This window comes from Streptomyces sp. BE303, assembly GCF_036290945.1.
In the GTDB taxonomy this organism is placed as follows: domain Bacteria; phylum Actinomycetota; class Actinomycetes; order Streptomycetales; family Streptomycetaceae; genus Kitasatospora.
Genome location: NZ_JAQYWZ010000537.1, coordinates 1 through 17,728 on the forward strand (window position 1 = coordinate 1; position 17,728 = coordinate 17,728).

The following is a 17,728-nucleotide window of genomic DNA, read 5'->3' on the forward strand; positions in this document are numbered from 1 at the left end:
AGCGTCCTGTTCGCCATGCTCCGCGACGGCACCCTCTACGAATCCCGAACCCCAGCCGCCACCCCCGCCGCATGACCACCCCCAACAGCACCAAAACCGGCACCACATCCTTGACGAAGGACATAGAGGCACCCCCCCCGAACAACCGGACAGACATTTGGAAAGCGTGTTGAGGGCAACCCCTCACGAGTTCGAATCTCGTATCCTCTGCCGGCAGAAGGCCCGGACCGCTCAGCGGCCCGGGCCCTCGTCGTTTCCGATGTCCGGTTCAACCGCTCACGGCGGCGGAGAGGACCGCGAGGCAGAGCAGCATGCAGCCGGCGAAGGCCGCGCCGGCCGTGATGACAGCACTGTGCCGGTCCGTGCCGGCGCTCCGCTTCAGCATGAAGGCCAGCAAGGCGATGATCACGGAAGCAAGCGCGGAGACAAGCAGCCACGGAACTCGCGTGACGACGGGCAGGCTACTCATCTTCGGCTTCCTCTTCTGTGGTGTGGGCGATGTAAGGGACGAGTCCGGCATCGGGCTGGTGGGCGGCCGGCATCGCCGCGATGTCCATCAAGAGTGTTGAGAGCTCGCCCCTGGCGGCATCGGCTGCGGTAGCCACCTGCTGGTGGGCTGCGACCTGGTCATCAAACACGCGCAAAAGCTCTCCGATGCGGTGCTGCTCCTCGTACGGCGGCAGCGATACCGGGAGCTGCCTCATCGCGCTGGTCTTGATCGAGTCAACGGTCGACATCGCCGCCCGGTCCTTGATCCACGCCTGGGTCCCCGGAAGGGAGAGGTATGCCAGAACGAAACGCGGGTCCACGCCGGGCTCGAAGCCGTGCAGCCGAAGGAGATTTCCGTTGTAGAGGCTGCCGGCCCCCTCCGCTCCCACCAGTGCCACGGGTCCGACCGTCCCGGTACGCGTGCAAAGGATGTCGCCCTCGCTCAACAGGAACCGTTCGAGCTGCCGCGCGTCGCGTGCCGAGATCCTGGTGTCCTCGCTGCCGTGGATCCGCCGGTTTCGCAGGTGCTTGGGCAGCACCACACGAACAGGGCCGTCCTCGGAGTACATCCCGGGGTTCAGCAAGGAGGGTGACGGTCCGGGCTGCACCTTGCACAGATCCTGCAGGAGCACGTTCCGTCGGCCACCCGCACTGGGTCCCGGACTGCGTCCGGGCGCGGCCCGCTCCCAGCACCGCCGCGCTTCCTCGTCCAGGGATCCCGCCAGATCCAAGGCATCGTCGAGTTTCCGGCGGACGGATTCCACCTGCGCGGGTGTCGCCGCTACGTACGCACCGAGGCTGACGTAGTCGACAGGGCTGAGCGAGTAACCACGCTGCTCGATCTCTTCCACGGAGACCGATCGACCGAGCGCACGAGCTTCGTCGGGCATCGGGTTCCCGGCACGCAGCGATCGGTGGATCTGCCCCAGGAGCCGTACGTCATCGGTGCTCAGCTCTCGGCGGGTCCGAGTGACCAACTCACCCAACTCGCGGGCATTGATGAAGTGCACCTCGGTACGCTGCGACGGTGCCGACAGAAACCAGATGCAGGCCGATACCGCGGTGCCGGTGAAGAGGTGCGGGGGAAGGGCGAGGATGCCGTCGACGACCCCGTCCTCGACCAAGGCCTGCCGGATCGCACGCTCCCTCGGCTGGTCGGATACGGCAGCGTTGTCCGCCATGATCACCGCAGCTCGTCCGCCGGGCCCGAGGGTGGAGAGGATGTGCTGGATCCAGGCGAAGTTGGCGTTGGACGGCGGCGGGGGCCCGTATCGCCAGCCTCCGGCCGCGACCCGGCCCGATTCGGCGTTGAACGGCGGATTGGTCAGAACCAGGTCCACCGGCTCCTGCCGTCGCTCCGCCGGCTCGGGCCATGGTGCGATGTCATGGGTGCCCACCCGTGGAGTCACACCGTGGAGCATCAAGTTCATCGCGGTCAGGCGCAGCGTCGCCCCGTCCGGCTTTCCCGCCGTCACCGCCGTCACCGAACCATCGCCGCTGGCCGCCACCATGGCCGACAACAGTTCACCGCCGCGCGGATAGGGATCGTGGATCCGGCCCGACACACCCTCCGGGGCAACCAACTCGCTCAGCAGGGCCACCACCGTTCTGGGGGTGAAGGCTCTACGACTGTCCATGCGCTCGATGTCGGCATGCGCATCGAGCAGATCCCGGAAGGCGTCCCGGTCCAGTCCAGCCACCGAGGCCATCAACTGCCGTACTTCAGCAGTGGGTAGGGGCTCAAGACCCTGAAGCGCAAACCGCATGGCTGGCGCCACCTCACAGCCCTTCAGCAAGCGATCGGTTCGCTCCCCCACCTCGCTGAGGAAGCCCTTGGGTGTCACCGCCAGGTGTGCGTCGACCCGGTCCTCCAGGGCCGCCCAGTCCTTGTGTGCTCCCCACCTCAGAAAGATCAGGCACATCGGCAAGGGAAGATAAGCCGTCAGCGACGGCGCGCCCCACATTTCCACCATCTGGGGCTTCAGCAACTCCGCCAGAACCCGCCGGGACCGCGACCGCTGCTGCTCGGCACCCGGTGAAGACACGGCGAACCCAGCGGCCTGGCCAGCCACGGGAACTCCCTCGGACAGCCCGGCCAAGGCTCGGACCCTGTCACCGTAGGTGACCCCTGAGGGCTCCTCCTCCCTCCGTGCCGACTTGGGCACAGACCGGGCGTCAAGCCATCGCACGATGTCAGCGAGCCGGAACAGTCGCTTGTGGCCGACCCTCAGCTCCTGCGGAAAGTCCGGATAGCGGTTCTGCCAGTTCGTGACCGCAGAGGCGCCGACACCGGCCAACTCTGCGATCTTGGCTCGGGAGACGAGTCTCCCGTCACTACTCTTGTCACTCAACGCAGTCATTCTCCCCGCCATCGATCAGCTGCCCTGTGGAGCAAAGCTAGATGACCGACCATTAAGTCACCAAGTGCGCACTGAAGTGCGCAAGACTCTCCATTGCAGCAGCCTGCAGAGGAAGTACAGACCACCGATCAGAAGAGTGCGCATGAGCTGCATCTTTAGGGACTAGCTGCGAACGCGCCCCTGTGGTCAACCGGCACAAGAAGCAAGCCGTGAACTTCACACTGACAGGGAGGGCGCGCCGCAAGAAGCCTTCGGGAGTCCTCTGGAAGTCGGCGTCCCCGAAGGTTGCGAGAAGCGTCGACACTCTCCGTAATTCCGACTGCAGAGCGGAGGCATCAACCCGGCGTCCGCCCCCGTTCAATGCGACCCCACGCAGGACCTCCTGCCCGATCGACCGCCCCGGACTCCGGCCTCCGGGGCGCAGTCCTTTCAATTGACTTCGGAACGTATTCCGAAGCGGCGTGGCCGCATGTCCACTCTCACCGCGTCGTTCTCCGATCTCTCGAAGAACTCGAAGTGTGTCGCGGACACCGTCGAACAAGCGCAGCGCGTCCACGTCACTCGTCGTGACGGTGAGGATCTGTAGCTGACCACCGAACGTCACGGCCGCCAGCGCGAGGAGACCGCCGACGTCACCGCGCGGCTTGTCGCGGCCCTGATCACCAGCGACGAGGGTGCTCGCGTGGTCCTCCTCGCCCTCCCCGAGGTCTTCCCGTGGACCCGGCACCTGTCGGCCGAGGAGGTGCGCGAGTTCGTCGTCAACCTCATGAACGCCACCCGCGACGTGGTGGAACTGGACGTCCACGCCAATCTGCACCGCGTGATCGCCGAGTGGCGGGCCACCGCCAGGATCCTGGCCGACCCCACGCTGAGCGCCCAGCTCACCGGGCCGCTCCCCGGCGATGACCACGGCGAGGTACCCGTCCCGTGAACCCCAAGCGCGAAGACGACGGCCCGCGCGTCTACGCCTCGCCTCGGCATCCCAAGGAGCCACCACCCAACTGCTCACTCCGCCGCAGTTCAGGACGGGAGTGAACCCCGGCGGACGGCGTTCGTGAGAATTGGAAAGGGTCTTGGGGCAACCCCTCACGAGTTCGGATCTCGAATCCTCCGCCTCTGCCGGCCATGGCAGCACGAAGGCCCGGACCGCCCAACGGTCGGGGCCTTCGGCGTTCTCCTGTTGCAGCTTTGGTTTGCACTCGCCTCCGTACAGCACCGCCCGGAGTCTCTTGGTCGGCGCCGCACCGCCGCCCCGCCGCGCGGATCGCGGCGGTGGGTCGGCGGTGCCCTCGGTGGGCCGGGCGCGTAGTGCGCGACAAGTGGGGCGAGGCGCCGACCTCACACTCCGGTGCGCTGTTTCGTCGAAGTGTCTGACAGCGAAAGCGGACGAAGAGAAGACCCGGGGGCGCCGCGGCCATGATCACCTCATCCGAGCCGGGGCTCGCCCCGTCCACGGCCGGGACAAGGTCGCCCGTCTGCTCGCGGCTCTCGCCCCGACTCCGGCCGAGGCCTCACCATCACCCGACGCAGGGCCGACGGCGACCCGTCGGCGCCGGCCGGTCCTCGTCCTCGTCCTCGGCCTCGCTCCGGACGGCAGCCAGGTGTGCCGAACCTGCACCGTCGCCGAGCCCGACAAGCTCTCCCACGCCAACTGAACACTGAGGAATCAACGTGATACGAAGAATGGCGTCCCTGCCCGGTGGAAGGGTGGGGAAGTGGGTCGTCCTCGCACTCTGGGCGGTCGTCCTGGTGCCGGCCCTGATGCTGGCCGGCCGGCTCGGCGACGTCGAGAAGAACGACAACTCGGCCTGGCTGCCCGGTAACGCGGAGTCCACCAAGGTCGTCGAGCGGGCCGAGAGCTTCCAACTCGGCGACACACTGCCCGCGATTGTGATCTACGACCGGCCCGAGGGCATCACCCCTGCTGACATGGCCAAGGCCGAAGCCGACGCCGAAGCCTTCAAGGGCATCGACAACGTCGTGGGTCAGCCGCACGGGCCGTTGAAGGCCCAGGACGGCAAAGCCGTCCAGACCGTGGTCCAGCTCCACAAGGACCAGAAGGGCTGGGAGGGGATCGGCGAGATCGTTGCCGCGATGAACAAGGTCGGCGGGGAGAACGCCGACGGTCTCGGCTTCCACGTCACCGGGCCGGCCGGTTACGCGTCCGACTCGATCGAGGCGTTCAGTGGGGGAGGCGCCCTGACGACGATCACCGCACTGGTGGTGGTCGTGATCCTGCTGCTCACCTACCGGAGCCCGTTGCTTCCGGTGTTGCCGCTGCTGACCGTGGGCGTCGCCCTGGTCACCTCGGAAGCGGTGATCTACCTGTTGGCGAAGGATGCCGGACTCGTCGTCAACAAGCAGACCAGCTTCATCCTCACCGTGCTGGTGTTCGGCGCCGCGACCGACTACGCGCTCCTGCTCATCTCGCGGTACCGGGAGGAGTTGCTGCGGCACGAGGACCGGCACGAGGCGATGGCCGAGGCCCTGTACCGCTCCAGTCCCGCGATCGTCGCCAGCGCCGCGACCGTCGCGGTCAGCCTGATGCTGCTGATGCTGGCCATTCTCAACTCCACCCAGGGGCTCGGACCGGCCTGTGCTGTCGGCGTGCTCGTCGGACTGGTCGCCATGGTCACCCTGATGCCGGCCCTGCTGGTCGTCTGCGGCCGCTGGATCTTCTGGCCGGTGAAGCCGTCGCACGGGTCGGCCGAGGCGGCCGGGGAAGGCATCTGGACCCGGGTCGGCACCGCTGTCTCCCGCCGGCCGCGGATCGTGTGGATCGGCACCACGCTCGCCCTCGCCGTCATGGCGATCGGGGCGTTCGGGCTCAAGGCCGACGGGCTCTCCAACAAGGACCAGTTCACCAACACACCACAGATGGCGGTCGGCGAGGAGATTCGGTCCGGGCACTTCCCGGCCGGGTCGGGCGACCCCGTCCTCGTCGTGGCCAAGGCCGCCTCGGCGGAGCGGGTGAGGACCACGCTGTCCGGCGTACCGGGAGTCGGCGACGTCTCGACGCCGATGGTCAAGGGCGGCGAGGCCGTCCTGCTGGCGGAGCTCAAGGACGACCCCAGCAGTACGACCGCGATGCGCACTGTGGAGCAGGCAAGAATCGCGGTCCACAAGATCGAGGATGCGGATGCCCATGTCGGCGGCAGCACGGCGATCATGCTCGACACGCAGGAGGCGGCCGCTCGCGACTCCAAGGTGATCATCCCCATCGTCCTGGTGGTGGTGCTCCTCATCCTCGCGCTGCTGCTGCGGGCGATCGTCGCGCCGCTGTTGCTCATGGCCACGGTGGTGCTGTCGTTCGGAGCGGCCCTCGGCGTGAGCAGTCTGCTGTTCAACCACGTGTTCCACTTCGCCGGCGCGGAAGCCTCCTTCCCGCTGCTGACGTTCGTGTTCCTGGTCGCCCTGGGCATCGACTACAACATCTTCCTGGTCACCCGGGTGCGCGAAGTGGCGCTGCTGCACGGCACCCGGCGCGGCGCGCTGACGGGTCTGTCCACCACCGGGGGTGTGATCACCTCAGCGGGTCTGGTGCTGGCCGGCACCTTCGCGGCGATGGCCTCGCTGCCGCTGGTGTTCGCGGCCGAGCTCGGGTTCGCGGTGGCGTTCGGCGTGCTGCTGGACACCATGATCGTCCGCTCGGTGCTGGTCACCGCGCTGACCCTGGACGTGGGTCGATGGATGTGGTGGCCGGGCAAGCTGTTCAGGCACCATGACGACCCCCGGCCGCGGGCGGACAAGGCCGACCGCGAACCCGCACTCGTGGGCAGGTGACGACCGACTCGCGGAGCTGATCGCGGTGCCGTGGTCGGCCGCCGGGCGGCACGCCCGCCTTTTCGCCGACGTGGTCCGCGTGTGGGACCGGCCATGGCAGCCCGAAGGCCCCGACCGCCCAGCGGTCGGGGCCTTCGGCGTTCCGCGGGCCGGGCGGAGACGGTCCGGCGGCGATCCGGTGCACCCGGTGTTCCTCCCGCTCCCGCGCGCCCGCGCCCGATTCCACGACCTCGGGCGGAGCGGCGGGGGTCAGCGGAAGTCCGCCAGGTGATCCGCGACCCACTGCGCGTACGGGCGTGCCGGGTGGCCGGTCAGCTTCTCGACGGTGTCGCCCACCGGCGCCGGCCCGCCCACCGTGTTCGCCATCAAGTCCATCAGGGCACCCGCGAAGTCGGCGTCCATGAACCGGCCGAGTTGCTGCCGCACCACGTGATCCGCCAACTCCTCGAAGCGGAGCTCACGGCCCAGGGCCCGGCCGAGCACCTCGACCTGCTCGGTCTGGGTGAGCGACTGCGGCCCGGTCAGTTCGTGGACCCGGCCGTGGTGTTCGACGGCGCCGAGCACGGCGGCGGCTGCCTCGGCGACGTCGCGCTCGTGCACCACCGAGGCGGCGGCCGCGGCGTGCGGCCCGCGGACGGTGTCCCCGCCCTGCACCTGCGTCGCCCAGGCCAGCGAGTTGATCGCCGGGAAGAACAACCGCAGGAACGTCCAGTCGACGCCCGTCGCCCTGATCTCCTGCTCCACCTTCGCGTGGTAGGCGGCGATCACATCGGGCTGCGGGTCCGCGCCGTCGACGACGGCCCCCGAGGACAGGAACACGATCTGTCGCACCCCTGCCTGCCGCACCTGGTCCAGCAGCGGCCGTGCATCAGCACCGTAGGGAAGCGCCAGGAACAACTCGGTGACGCCGTCCAACGCAGGCCCCAACGTCTCCGGCCGGGCCAGGTCGCCCCCCACCACCTCCACGCCCTCGGGCAGTCCCGCCCGTTCAGGGGTGCGCGACAGGGCCCGGACCTGCCGCCCGGCGCCCGCCAGCGCCTCCACCGTCTGCCGCCCGAAGTGCGCGGTCGCGCCGATCACGAGAATCATGACGGATCCCTCCGAATCACCGTTCCGATCAGTTCCTTCCCGACAGACGGTAGGGAGCATCTAGGACGGATTCCGTCCTAGGAAGAGCCCGTCGGGCGGACCGCGGAGCAACCGGCGGGCAGGAGCGCCCGGGCATGGCGACCCGGGGACGAACGGGGCCCGCACGCCGTGCGGGCTCACCGGGGCCGGCGAGCCGATCGGCGCGCGGGGAGCAGCGGATCCGGACCGAGCCCGGACCGAGCCCGCACGGGTCAGCCGTCGGTCCTGTCGCCGTTCCGGTGCCAGGGGCGGAGCTTCTCCGGGTTGCGGACCGCCCAGATGCGGGTGACGCGGCCGTCGGCGAGGCCGAACGCCGCCACGGTCACGGTGACGCCGCCGAACTGGGCGACCAGGCCGGGGCTGCCGTTGACCGTCCGTTCCAGGAGCGTCAGCCCGGGGGCCCTGTCGGCGATGTGGATCAGGTACTGGGCGATGCGCTCGCTGCCCTCGACCGGGCGGAGGGCCGCGCCGACCAGCCCGCCGCCGTCGGCGACCATCGTGGCGTCGGGGTCGAGGAGGTCGACGAGGGACTTGATGTCCCTGGCCTCCCACGCCTCCTTGAAGCTCCGCACGAGCCCGGCCTGACCGGCCGCCGGGACGGCCGTGGCCCCTGCGGCGCGCACACGCCGGCGGGCCGAGGAGGCCAGCTGACGGCAGGCCGCCGGCGTCCGGCCGACGATCTCGGCGACCTCCGCGAACGAGTACCGGAACACGTCGTGCAGGACGAACGCCACGCGTTCGGCCGGCGTCATCGTCTCCAGTACGACGAGGAATGCCATGCTGACCGACTCGTCCAGCGTCACCCGGTCGGCCGGGTCGGCCGGCTCGGTCCCGCCACCGCCCACCGGCCCGCCGATCCACTCCGCGCGGTCGGGCAGCGGCTCGGGGACCCACTCACCGACGTAGCGCTCGCGCCGGACCCGCGCCGAGCCCAGCAGGTCGAGGCAGATGCGGCCGGCCACCGTCGTCAGCCAGGCACCGGGCGACTCGACGGCCTCCTGGCTCCGGCGCGGCATCGCGTACCAGCGGGCGTACGTCTCCTGCACGGCGTCCTCGGCCTCGGCCAGCGAACCGAGCAGCCGGTAGGCGACGTTGGTCAGGTGCCGCCGCTCGCCGACGATCTCGCGCAGGCCCGGCTCGGACCCGTCATGCCCTGGCTCGGACGGAGTGCTCATGGCCGGGGCCGCTCCCTGGTTCTTCCCGTCCGCCTCCGCAGCCGTCACGTCGACGAACCCCCGGGCCGGACATCGACGCTCCACCTCACATTTCGCGGGCCCACGTCGTCGGACTACCGAGACAGTACCGATCAACCGCCGCGAGGCGGAAGAGGGGACCGCACCATGGCCACACCGATGACGGCAGGACACCGCAGCTTCACGTTCGCGCAGGTCGCGATCGCCCTGCAGACCCTGGCCATCCTCTTCCAGGCGGTCACCGCCGGGCTGCTCCTGACCTCCCACAGCGGCGAGGTCCTGCACAGCGTCGGAGCGCGCGTGATGTACGGCGCGTCGATGTTGTACCTGCTCGCCGCGATCCTCGCGTGGCGGCCGGGCGGCGGATCGCCCCGCCCCGTCCTGTACGCGTCCGGCTTCCTGGTGCTCGCCTCGGTCCAGGTCGTGCTGGGCGTCGCGCACGTCCCGTCGTTCCACGTCCCCCTGGGCGTGCTGATGTTCGGTCTGAGCCTGCTGGTGCTGGGGCAGACGCTGTCCGCCCGCCGGTCGGAGCACTCCGGCACCCGGTGGTCGTGACCGATCGCGCGAACCCCGTCGCCGGGTGGACGCCGCCCCCGCTCTTCGGGCCGGGGCCTGACCCGGACTCGGACTCGGACTCGGACCCGGGGCCGGGCCCGGACCCGGACCCGGGCCCGGGTCAGACGTCGGCGGGACCGGTGCGGAGGTGGTCGGCGGCCTCCCGGTAGGCGTCGGCGGCGCGGGCGAAGTAGTCGAAGAGGACGTCGAGCTGCTCCGGCGCGTACCCGGCGAGGATCTCGCCGACCCGCTCCCGGGCCGGGGCCATCACCCGGTCGAGATCGGCGGGCCCGCCGACCGGTTCGACGATGACCTTGCGCCGGTCGCCGGGATCGGCCGCCCGGCGCACGTAGCCCGCCTGCTCCAGCCGGTCGACGAGGCGGGTGGTCGGGCCGGTGGTCAGCCCGGTGCGGGTGGCCAGTTCGCCGGGGGTCATCGCCCCGGACAGCTGGAGGATGTTCAGCGCGTACAGGTCGGTCGCGCCGAGCTCGCAGGCCCTGGCACTCGCGTGGCCGTGGAGCAGCACGGCGCTCAGGTACCGGCGGTAGACCTCGCTCGCGTCGGGCCGCATGGCGGGCGTGGACACGGGCTCCCCCTCTCCGTACTCCCTTCCCCGGGGAGGAGGGAGATGTCTCGTCTCTGCGGTGGCTGCCGGACGGCGGTCCGGTCGGAACCCCGGCGGGCCGCACGTCGGGTCCCAGTCCTACACGCCCGGTGGCCGGTCGCGAAAACGCCCGAAGGCCCCGGCCGCGCACGGGGGCGGAGCGGCGAGGGCCTTCGGGGCCGGAGGGGAGCACCGGAGCGAACGGAGCCGACAGGGCTGACGGAGCGAGCGGGGTGGGGTCAGGAGCGGGCTTCGGCCTGCTCCTGGAGGAGGCCGGAGATGAGCGAGAGGTCGCCGATCATCTCGATGACGCCCTCGATGTCCGGCGTGGAAGCCCCGTTGACGGCCAGGTAGTAGGTGTGGAGGCGGCCGTGGCCCGCGTCGAGGTACCCGCCCAGGGTCTGGGCGCCGACGGCGATGCGGTTGTTGACGGCGTCGAAGCCGGCGACGGTGCCGGGCTTGGACCAGACCTTGCCCTTCCCCGGGCAGGTGGGACAGCCCTCGCAGACGGACGCGAGGCTGCCGTCGACGCCGAGGATCGGGAGGGCCTCACGGAACCGGGTCGCCTCGGGGGTGCCCTGCCAGTAGTGGAGGATCTGGTTCTCGACGCGCGGGGTGACCCGGTCGACGGGGTTGCCGCCGCGCCCGTCGAGGAGCTGGACCTGGGTGGGGTCGATGCCGGCCTGGCGGAGGAAGGCGGTGAGCACGGGGAACCCGTCCTCGCACTGGTGGCTGCCCGCCGTCACGGCCATCAGGCAGATGCCGAGGTTGGCGCCGAGGTTGTGGCTGACCTTCAGGATCAGCCGGGTGTACTCGGCGAAGACCGGGGAGACGTAGGCGGCGACGCGCTGGGTGCCGTCGTAGGAGTCCGGCAGCGTGCCGGACGGGTTCGGCCCGGTCGGCGGGGCGGTGACGGTGACACCCGCCCGGGCGAGCGCCTCGATCAGGGCGGTACGACCGAAGGACGCCGGGTCCTGCACGTTCGAGATCCGGAGCGTCGGGGGCGCGTCGGCGGCGATCGTCCCGGAGAGGGTGATGCGGGTGCCGTCGGGTGAGGCGGAGACGGTGAGCTCGGTCGGGCCGCCCGCCGCGACCGTCTGCACCGTCGACTCGACCTGGTACGGCGCGACCTGCGGGCGCCAGCTGAGCTGAGCGGCCTGGCCGGGGGCGGTCGGGGTGGTGAGCAGGTCGATGACGTTGTCGTTGATGATCAACGGGGTGGGGCTCGGGTCCAGGTCGGGGAACGAGGTGAAGAGGCGGGAGTCGACGGCGACCTCCCCGTGGACCTCGGTGATGCCGGCCTGCCGCACCTGCCCGGCGATCTCGTCAAGGCCCGCGAGCGGGTTCTCGGGGGTGAGGGTCGCACCGGGGACGTCGTTCGCGTAGGTGTGGTCGATCGGGGTGAAGGAGACGGAGCCGTCGGGCGCGGTCCGGCCGCCCATCGTGAGGTCGCCCTGGGCGACCAGGACGAGCGAGCCGTTCAGGACCTCCCCGTCCCGGCTGCCGACGGCCTGCACGGGCGTGGTGAAGCGGTGCTCGCCGCCGAGGGCGTGCCAGGCGCCGGACACGCTGACCAGCTTGGCCGTCGAGCCGGGGATGAAGAACTGGTCCGGGTAGATCGAGTGGATGACCTCACCGGTCGTGTCGTCGATCTCCAGCAGGCCCCACTGGGCGTGCTGGTAGGCCGGTTTGGCCATGATCGCCCGGATGTCGGGGCTGAGGGAGCCGAGGATGCCGTCTTCGGGCGCCCCGGACGCGGGCGCGGCCGTGCCGAGGGTCACGGCGGCGAGGAGGACGGCCAGGGCGCCCGCCCGGATGCGTCTCTGACTGACGGTCGAACTCATGGATCCACCTGTCCCGGGCCGTGCTTCGGCGCCGATCCGACGGTTGCGCAGGTCCCGGGCAGGGATACCTCGCAGGAGTCCGTGATCGAACCTTCCGCGGCGCAGTTCACTCGCTCGACCGTCAACCGGAACGGCGACCGAGGGCGGGCACAGGGGCGAGGCGGAGGCGGACGGAGGCAGGCACACCCGGCGGGCGGAGGCGGACGACGCGGGCCCCGGACCGGCCGTCAGCCGGCGTGACCCAGCGCCCGGGCGACGGTCGCGAGGTGGCCGGCGACCGGGCCGAAGGAGAGCAACCCCGATGCTGCGCCCGCGAGTTCACCGACGGCGGGGAGCAGGCGGGCATGGGCGCGGCGGAGCGCCGGGCGGTCGTGGAGCAGGCGGGCGGCGGCGGCCTCCAGGCAGCAGCAGACCTCGTAGAGGGGATCGGCCGGGGGCTCGGGGAGGGCGTGCAGGGCGGCGCGGGCCTCGGTGTCCCGGCCTGCGGCGGCGAGCACGAGCGGTTCGACCCACGGGCGGTACGGACCCCAGTCCCGGTCCGGTCCGACGGCGCGTGCCCAGTCCGGGTCGCGGTCCGTACCGCGGTCCGTACCGCGGTCCGCGTCGCCGTCCATGGCCCTGTTCTCGGAGCCGCCCCCGGCCCCGCTCTCGATCTCGTCCGGCCGCCGGGCCTCGGCCCGGGCTCGTTCGGCGGCGGGCAGCGACAACAGCGCAAGCGCGCGGAGTCCCGGGGCCATGCCGGGCATCCCGGCCGCGTCGAGCCGGTCGGCCACGGCCCGGTAGGCGGCCTCGGCCCGTCCACGCCTGTCGGCGGCCCACCCGGCGGCGGCCCTCCCGGCGGGGGCCCTCCCGACGGGGGCCGGGTGGTCCTCGGCGGCCAGCCGCAGCGCGCGGTACCCGTCGGTGAACACCCCCACCGACGGAAGCTCGTGCCGCTCGGCGAGCCGGTCCGCAGCGGCGGCGTGCCCGTCGGCGGTCGGCCAGTCCGCGAACGCGCTGCGGGACTGCATCCGGATCAGGTGGCCGAGCACCTCGTACGTGGTCAGACCGTGGCGGGCGGCCAGCGCGACCAGTTCCGCCCCGATCGCATCCCGCCGCCCGGCGAGGCCGGCTCCGGCGAAGGACTGCATGAACACACCGTTGAGGGCGAAGGCGAGCAGCGCCGGGTCGTCCAGCCGCCGGGCGATCGTCTCCGCCTCGTGCGCCGCCCGCAGCGCACGGGCCGACCGGGCACCGCGCGTCTCGACGGCGACCGTCGCCAGCAACCGGCAGCGCGCCGGATCGTGGACGCCGCCGTCCGGAAGGGCGGCGAGGGTGCGTTCGGCGGCGGCGACCAGCCGGGCCGCGAGCGCCGGATCGTCGCTGCGCGGCCAGATCGCGGGGACGTCGAAGGCCCCGAGTACCCGGGCGGTGAGCTCGGGATCGCCGAACTCCTCCGCCGCCTCGACCGCGGCCCACCGGTGCTGTCGGGCAGCCGCCAGGCCGTCGGGGCCGGTGACCGCCAGGCTGCGGAGCAGGCCGACGGTGGACTCCAGGCGGGCCCGGGCCCCGGCGGCCACGCTCCGGTCGTACGCCGCGGCGGCGGACGTCCAGAGCCGGGCGGTGGCGTCGACGGGCCCGCCGTCCACGGCACCGGGGCCCGGTCCGGGACCGGTGCCAGGGCCAGGGCCAGGGCCAGGGCCGGGGTCGAGGTCCCGGTCCCGGTCGCCGTCGAGGGCGGGCGACTGCGCGAGGATGTCCGCCTCCAGGGCACGCAGCCGCGGGGCCGGGTCCAGTCCCAGCTGCTCGACCAGCGTCGTCCGGGCCCGGCGCAGCACGGCGAGCGCCTCGCCCTGGCGGCCCTGCCGGTAGAGCGCGAGCGCCAGCAGCCGCCAGGCGTCCTCGCGCCAGGGGTGGTCGACGAGGTGCGCGTCGAGGTCGGGGACGGCGTCGGCGGCCCGGCCGAGCGCCAGCCTCGCCTCGGCCCGCCGCTCCACGGCCAGCAGCCGCAGCTCGGCGAGGCGGGCCCGCTCCGCGCGGGCCCAGTCCTCCTCGACGTACTCGGTGTAGGCGGGGCCGCGCCAGAGAGCGAGCGCCTCGTCCAACCGCAGCAGGGCCGCCTCCGCGCCCTCACCCCGCGCCGTTCCTTCCCCGTGCACCGCGCCGGCGACCGCGGCCTCGAAGCGCCAGGCGTCGACCTCGTCCGGTCCGGCGCGCAGCGCGTAGCCCCGCCCCTCCGTGACCAGCAGCCTCGCCGGGGAACGCGGCGGGCGATCCGGTTCCAGGACGCGGCGCAGCGCGGAGACGAAGGTCTGTACGGCCCCGACGGCGCCCGGCGGCGGCTCCGTCCAGAGGTCCTCGACCAGACGGGTGACGGGAACGACCCGCCGGCGGGCCACGATCAGCCGCGCCAGCACCGCCCGGTGCCGCGGCCCTTTCAGTGCGAGCACCCCGCCGCCGGCCCGCTCGGCCACCACCGGCCCGAGGACCCCGAACACGGTCCCCGTCCGCCCCGCTTCTCCGGACACCCTCGTCACCCCGCCACCGTACGACGTCCGCCGCACCGGCCCGGTACGCCGACCCCGGCGACCCCGGCGCTCCTGGCGACCCCTGCGGCCGCACCGACACCGGCCGCAGACACCAGCCGCCGACAACTGCCGCTGACGCTGACCGGATGCTGATTCGCGTCGGCGAGGCTCGTGGTGCAGCGAAGAACCGCCCACCGAGAAAGGCCGCCCCGTGCCCCTCCCCACCCCCCGGCCGACCCCCGTCCCCACGCCCTCCCCCGCCGTCCCCGGCTTCGAGTACCTGCGCGTCCCCGTCGCGGAAGGCGTGGCGCTCCACACCGCCGTCGCCGGCAGCGGAAGCCCGGTCGTCCTCCTGCACGGCTTCCCGCAGACCCACCTGATGTGGCGGCACGTGGCCGCGGACCTCGCCGCCGACCACACCGTCATCTGTCCCGACCTGCGCGGCTACGGCGCCAGCGACAAGCCCACCGACCCCGGGGGCACCGCGTACAGCAAGCGCACCATGGCCGCCGACGTCGTGGCCCTCGCCCGGGCGCTGGGTCACGACCGCTTCGCGCTGGCCGGGCACGACCGCGGCGCGCTGGTCGCGGTCCGGGCCGGGCTCGACCACCCGGACACCGTCACCCACCTCGCCGCGCTGGACGTGCTCCCGACCCTCGACACGTGGGAGGTCATGCACGGCACCACCGCCGCCGTCGGGTTCCACCTCTACCTGATGGCTCAGCCGCCGGGACTGCCCGAAACCATGATCGGCGCGAGCGCGGACGCCTTCTTCGGCCACTTCCTCGACCTCTGGGCACGCGACCCGGAGGCCCTGCCGGACGAGGTCCGCGCCGCCTACCTGTCCGCCTGCCGCGCCGCCGTCCCGTCGATCGTCGCCGACTACCGCGCCTCGGCCGGTACGGACGTCGACCACGACCGCGCCGACCGCGAGGCCGGCCGACGGCTGCGCATGCCGGTCACCGTCCTCCAGCAGGACTGGGGCGCCGCCCTGGGCTTCGACGCCGCCGCCCGCTGGCGCGCCTGGGCTCCCGACCTGCACCACGCGACCGTCCCCTACGGCCACTTCATGGCCGAGGAGGCCCCGGCCGAGGTGGCGTCCGCCCTCCGCGCCCTCCTCACCCGCTGACCCTCCGCACCCGCTGATCCTCCGCACCTGCCGGCCCTCCGATTCCCCGTCCCGCCGCCTCCCGCAGGACGACGGCGGGACGCCGGGGTGCGACGGGCGCCGGGCGCCGGGCGGCGGAGCACCGGCGTCGGCGGTCAGCGGGGCGGCGGCCCGGCCGGGGGGACCGGTCCGGGCCGGTCGTGGTGGAGGGCCTGCACCGCGGCGTAGCCGGGCGTCCCGGTGCCGGGATCCGGGGCAGGGGCGCCGGCACGGATCGCGACGGCGGTGGCCGTGGCGGCGGCCAGGGCGGTGCGGTAGAGGAGCGAGCCGAGGCTGACGCGGGAGACGCCGAGGGCGGCGAGATCGGGGACGGTCGGTCCGGTCGGGCTGTAGAGGATGTTCAACGGGACGTCGAGGGTGGCGCAGAGTTCCGCGATGGCCGCCGGATCGGCGAGGCCCGGGACGAACACCCCGTCCGCGCCGGCCTGCCGGTAGGCGGCGAGCCGGCGGTCGGTCTCCCGGCCGGCGTCCGGCACGGCGAGCCAGTGGGTGTCGGTACGGGCGTTGACGAAGAGGCCGGGAGCGGCGGACCTGACGGCGGCGATCTTGGCGGCGTGCAGGGCGGCGGGGGTGAGCGTGCCGTCCGCACGACCGTCCTCCAGGTTGATGCCGACGGCCCCGGCATCGGCCAACTCGGCTGCGAGGGAGCCGACCTCTCCGGGGTCGTCGCTGAATCCGTTCTCCACGTCGACGGAGAGCAGGTAACGGCCGGTGCGGCCGAGGCGGCGCGCCAGCCGGAGGGTCTCCGCCCGGGTGGCGGCGACACCGTCGGGCAGCCCGGCGGCTGCGGCGACGCCCAGGCTGGTGGTGCCGACGGCGGGGAAGCCCTGCTCGGCCAGGAGGGCGGCGGAGGCGTGGTCCCAGGCGTTGGGGAGCAGCAACGGCTCGCCCGCCCGGTGGTGCAGGGCGGCGAACGGGGTGGGCGCGCTCATCGGGCGGTCCTCTCGTGCGGGCGGAGGTCGCCGCCCGGGCCGGGGACGCCCGGGCCGGGGACGAGCCCGTCGGGGTCGGGGGCGTCGGGGTCGGGGTCGGGGGCGTCGGGCGAGGATCCGGCCGGGTCCGCGGCGCCGTGCAGGATGCCGGACGCGATCGCCAGGGCGTGGGTGCGGCCGGGGCAGAGCCGGGGCGGAGCGCCGAAGGTCAGCGGGGGCAGTGCGGGGCGGCCCGCCTGGGCGGCGGCGACGTCGAGCACCACCTGGGCCCCGGCGGGGACCGGCACCCCGCCGACCTCGGTGTCCCGGACGGCGTGGCGGCGCATCGTCCGGACGGGCGGGTCGTGGCGCAGCGCCGCGTCGATCGGGTCGGCGCCGCTGCCGACGGCCCGGCGGGCGTGGTCGACGAGGGTTGCGGTGGCGTCGAAGGACTGGACGAGCAGGCCGATCCGGTTGGCGGCCCGTTCCTCGGCCGCGCGGACGGCAGCCGCGCCGTGCTCCGCCGGCCGGCGCTCCGCCGGACCGTGGCCCGCCTCCGCCCCCGCCCCGCCGCGCCCCACCGGCTCCTCGTCGGGCAGCATCCGGGGCAGCAGCCAGGCCACGGCGGCGTCGGCCTCCGGGTCGTCCGGCCGCTCGACGAAGTAGACGCGCGCCACCGCGGCGACCGCCCGCGCGACCGCGTCCGGCTCGGCCAGGCCCAACGCCTGCGCAAGGACCCGCACCGCCCGCAGACCGGCGTCCGGCTCGGAGCCGGCGGCGGCCGACGCCCGCAGCGCGTCCGGGTCGAGCCGGGCCAGGTCGGCCTCGACGCCCGCCCGGCGCACGGCGTGCCGCTCGCCCGCGCCGAACCGCGCCACCGTGGCGCGCAGCCAGGCCGCGCCACCGACCGGCCCGGGGGCGGCGGGCACCGGCACGAGGGCGGGATCGGCGAGCGCGGCCGTGACGTGCTCGTACCGGTCGAACCGGACCGGTACGAGCGCGTCGGCGCCCCTGGCCGCACCGGTCACCGGCTCGGGGTCGCGCTCGGGGACCGCATCCGGGCCCAGGGCAGGAACGGACGCACGAACGGGAGCCGGAACGGGAGCGGACGAGGAGGAGGCGACACGAACGACCGGAGTACGCATGGCCCTCACGCTAGGGACGGAACACTTCGGTGTCGGCCGAA

13 protein-coding genes are annotated in these 17,728 nt (G+C 72.9%); 4 read left to right on the forward strand and 9 right to left on the reverse strand.

Translation table 11 applies throughout. The features are described 5' to 3' along the window. Window positions 1–268: 268 nt before the first annotated feature. Window positions 269–469: a hypothetical protein gene (locus tag PUR56_RS11065; RefSeq protein WP_329948755.1), complete on the reverse strand. Its 201-nt coding sequence runs from the start codon at window positions 467–469 to the stop codon at window positions 269–271. Then, entirely contained in the window at window positions 462–2,561 is a 2,100-nt protein-coding gene (locus PUR56_RS11070) for a type I restriction-modification system subunit M/S (RefSeq protein ID WP_329948756.1), read from the reverse strand. Before PUR56_RS11070 ends, PUR56_RS11065 begins: the two co-directional genes overlap by 8 nt. A 970-nt stretch (window positions 2,562–3,531) precedes the next feature. Here PUR56_RS11070 and PUR56_RS11075 point away from each other — a divergent pair. Continuing rightward, window positions 3,532–3,780, forward strand: coding sequence for a hypothetical protein (locus tag PUR56_RS11075; protein ID WP_329948757.1), 249 nt, complete (start codon window positions 3,532–3,534; stop codon window positions 3,778–3,780). A 740-nt stretch (window positions 3,781–4,520) separates the two neighbouring features. After that, a complete protein-coding gene (locus tag PUR56_RS11080; RefSeq protein WP_329948758.1) occupies window positions 4,521–6,632 on the forward strand; it encodes an MMPL family transporter in 2,112 nt (703 codons plus the stop codon). Window positions 6,633–6,881: 249 nt separating this feature from the next. Here PUR56_RS11080 and PUR56_RS11085 read toward each other — a convergent pair whose 3' ends face one another. Both PUR56_RS11085 and sigJ read right to left on the reverse strand, forming a co-directional pair. After that, complete coding sequence (locus tag PUR56_RS11085) at window positions 6,882–7,721, reverse strand: NmrA family NAD(P)-binding protein (RefSeq protein WP_329948759.1); 840 nt, start codon at window positions 7,719–7,721, stop codon at window positions 6,882–6,884. A 251-nt stretch (window positions 7,722–7,972) separates the two neighbouring features. Continuing rightward, window positions 7,973–8,935, reverse strand: a complete 963-nt coding sequence (gene sigJ / locus PUR56_RS11090) for an RNA polymerase sigma factor SigJ (protein WP_329884969.1) — start codon at window positions 8,933–8,935, stop codon at window positions 7,973–7,975. A 165-nt stretch (window positions 8,936–9,100) separates the two neighbouring features. Between sigJ and PUR56_RS11095 the strand changes: the two genes are divergently transcribed. Continuing rightward, the gene (locus tag PUR56_RS11095) at window positions 9,101–9,508 is read left to right on the forward strand and encodes a hypothetical protein (protein ID WP_329884968.1); all 408 of its coding nucleotides are present in this window, start codon (window positions 9,101–9,103) and stop codon (window positions 9,506–9,508) included. A gap of 121 nt (window positions 9,509–9,629) precedes the next feature. Here PUR56_RS11095 and PUR56_RS11100 read toward each other — a convergent pair whose 3' ends face one another. The 3 genes from PUR56_RS11100 to PUR56_RS11110 all read right to left on the reverse strand — a co-directional run bounded on the left by PUR56_RS11100 (window position 9,630) and on the right by PUR56_RS11110 (window position 14,472). Further along, entirely contained in the window at window positions 9,630–10,094 is a 465-nt protein-coding gene (locus tag PUR56_RS11100; RefSeq protein ID WP_443034477.1) for a MarR family winged helix-turn-helix transcriptional regulator, read from the reverse strand. Window positions 10,095–10,351: 257 nt separating this feature from the next. Next, window positions 10,352–11,956, reverse strand: a complete 1,605-nt coding sequence (gene dacB, locus PUR56_RS11105) for a D-alanyl-D-alanine carboxypeptidase/D-alanyl-D-alanine endopeptidase (RefSeq protein ID WP_329948760.1) — start codon at window positions 11,954–11,956, stop codon at window positions 10,352–10,354. A 227-nt stretch (window positions 11,957–12,183) separates the two neighbouring features. Further along, window positions 12,184–14,472, reverse strand: a complete 2,289-nt coding sequence (locus tag PUR56_RS11110) for a BTAD domain-containing putative transcriptional regulator (RefSeq protein WP_329948761.1) — start codon at window positions 14,470–14,472, stop codon at window positions 12,184–12,186. Between the two features lie 202 nt (window positions 14,473–14,674). On the opposite strand from PUR56_RS11110, the gene PUR56_RS11115 reads away from it, so the two are divergent. Next, complete coding sequence (locus tag PUR56_RS11115; protein WP_329948762.1) at window positions 14,675–15,592, forward strand: alpha/beta fold hydrolase; 918 nt, start codon at window positions 14,675–14,677, stop codon at window positions 15,590–15,592. Window positions 15,593–15,726: 134 nt separating this feature from the next. On the opposite strand, the gene PUR56_RS11120 is transcribed toward PUR56_RS11115, so the two are convergent. Next, window positions 15,727–16,563, reverse strand: coding sequence for an isocitrate lyase/PEP mutase family protein (locus tag PUR56_RS11120; RefSeq protein WP_329948763.1), 837 nt, complete (start codon window positions 16,561–16,563; stop codon window positions 15,727–15,729). Further along, complete coding sequence (locus PUR56_RS11125; protein ID WP_329948764.1) at window positions 16,560–17,687, reverse strand: hypothetical protein; 1,128 nt, start codon at window positions 17,685–17,687, stop codon at window positions 16,560–16,562. The genes PUR56_RS11120 and PUR56_RS11125 overlap by 4 nt, the downstream gene beginning before the upstream one ends. Window positions 17,688–17,728: the final 41 nt, after the last annotated feature.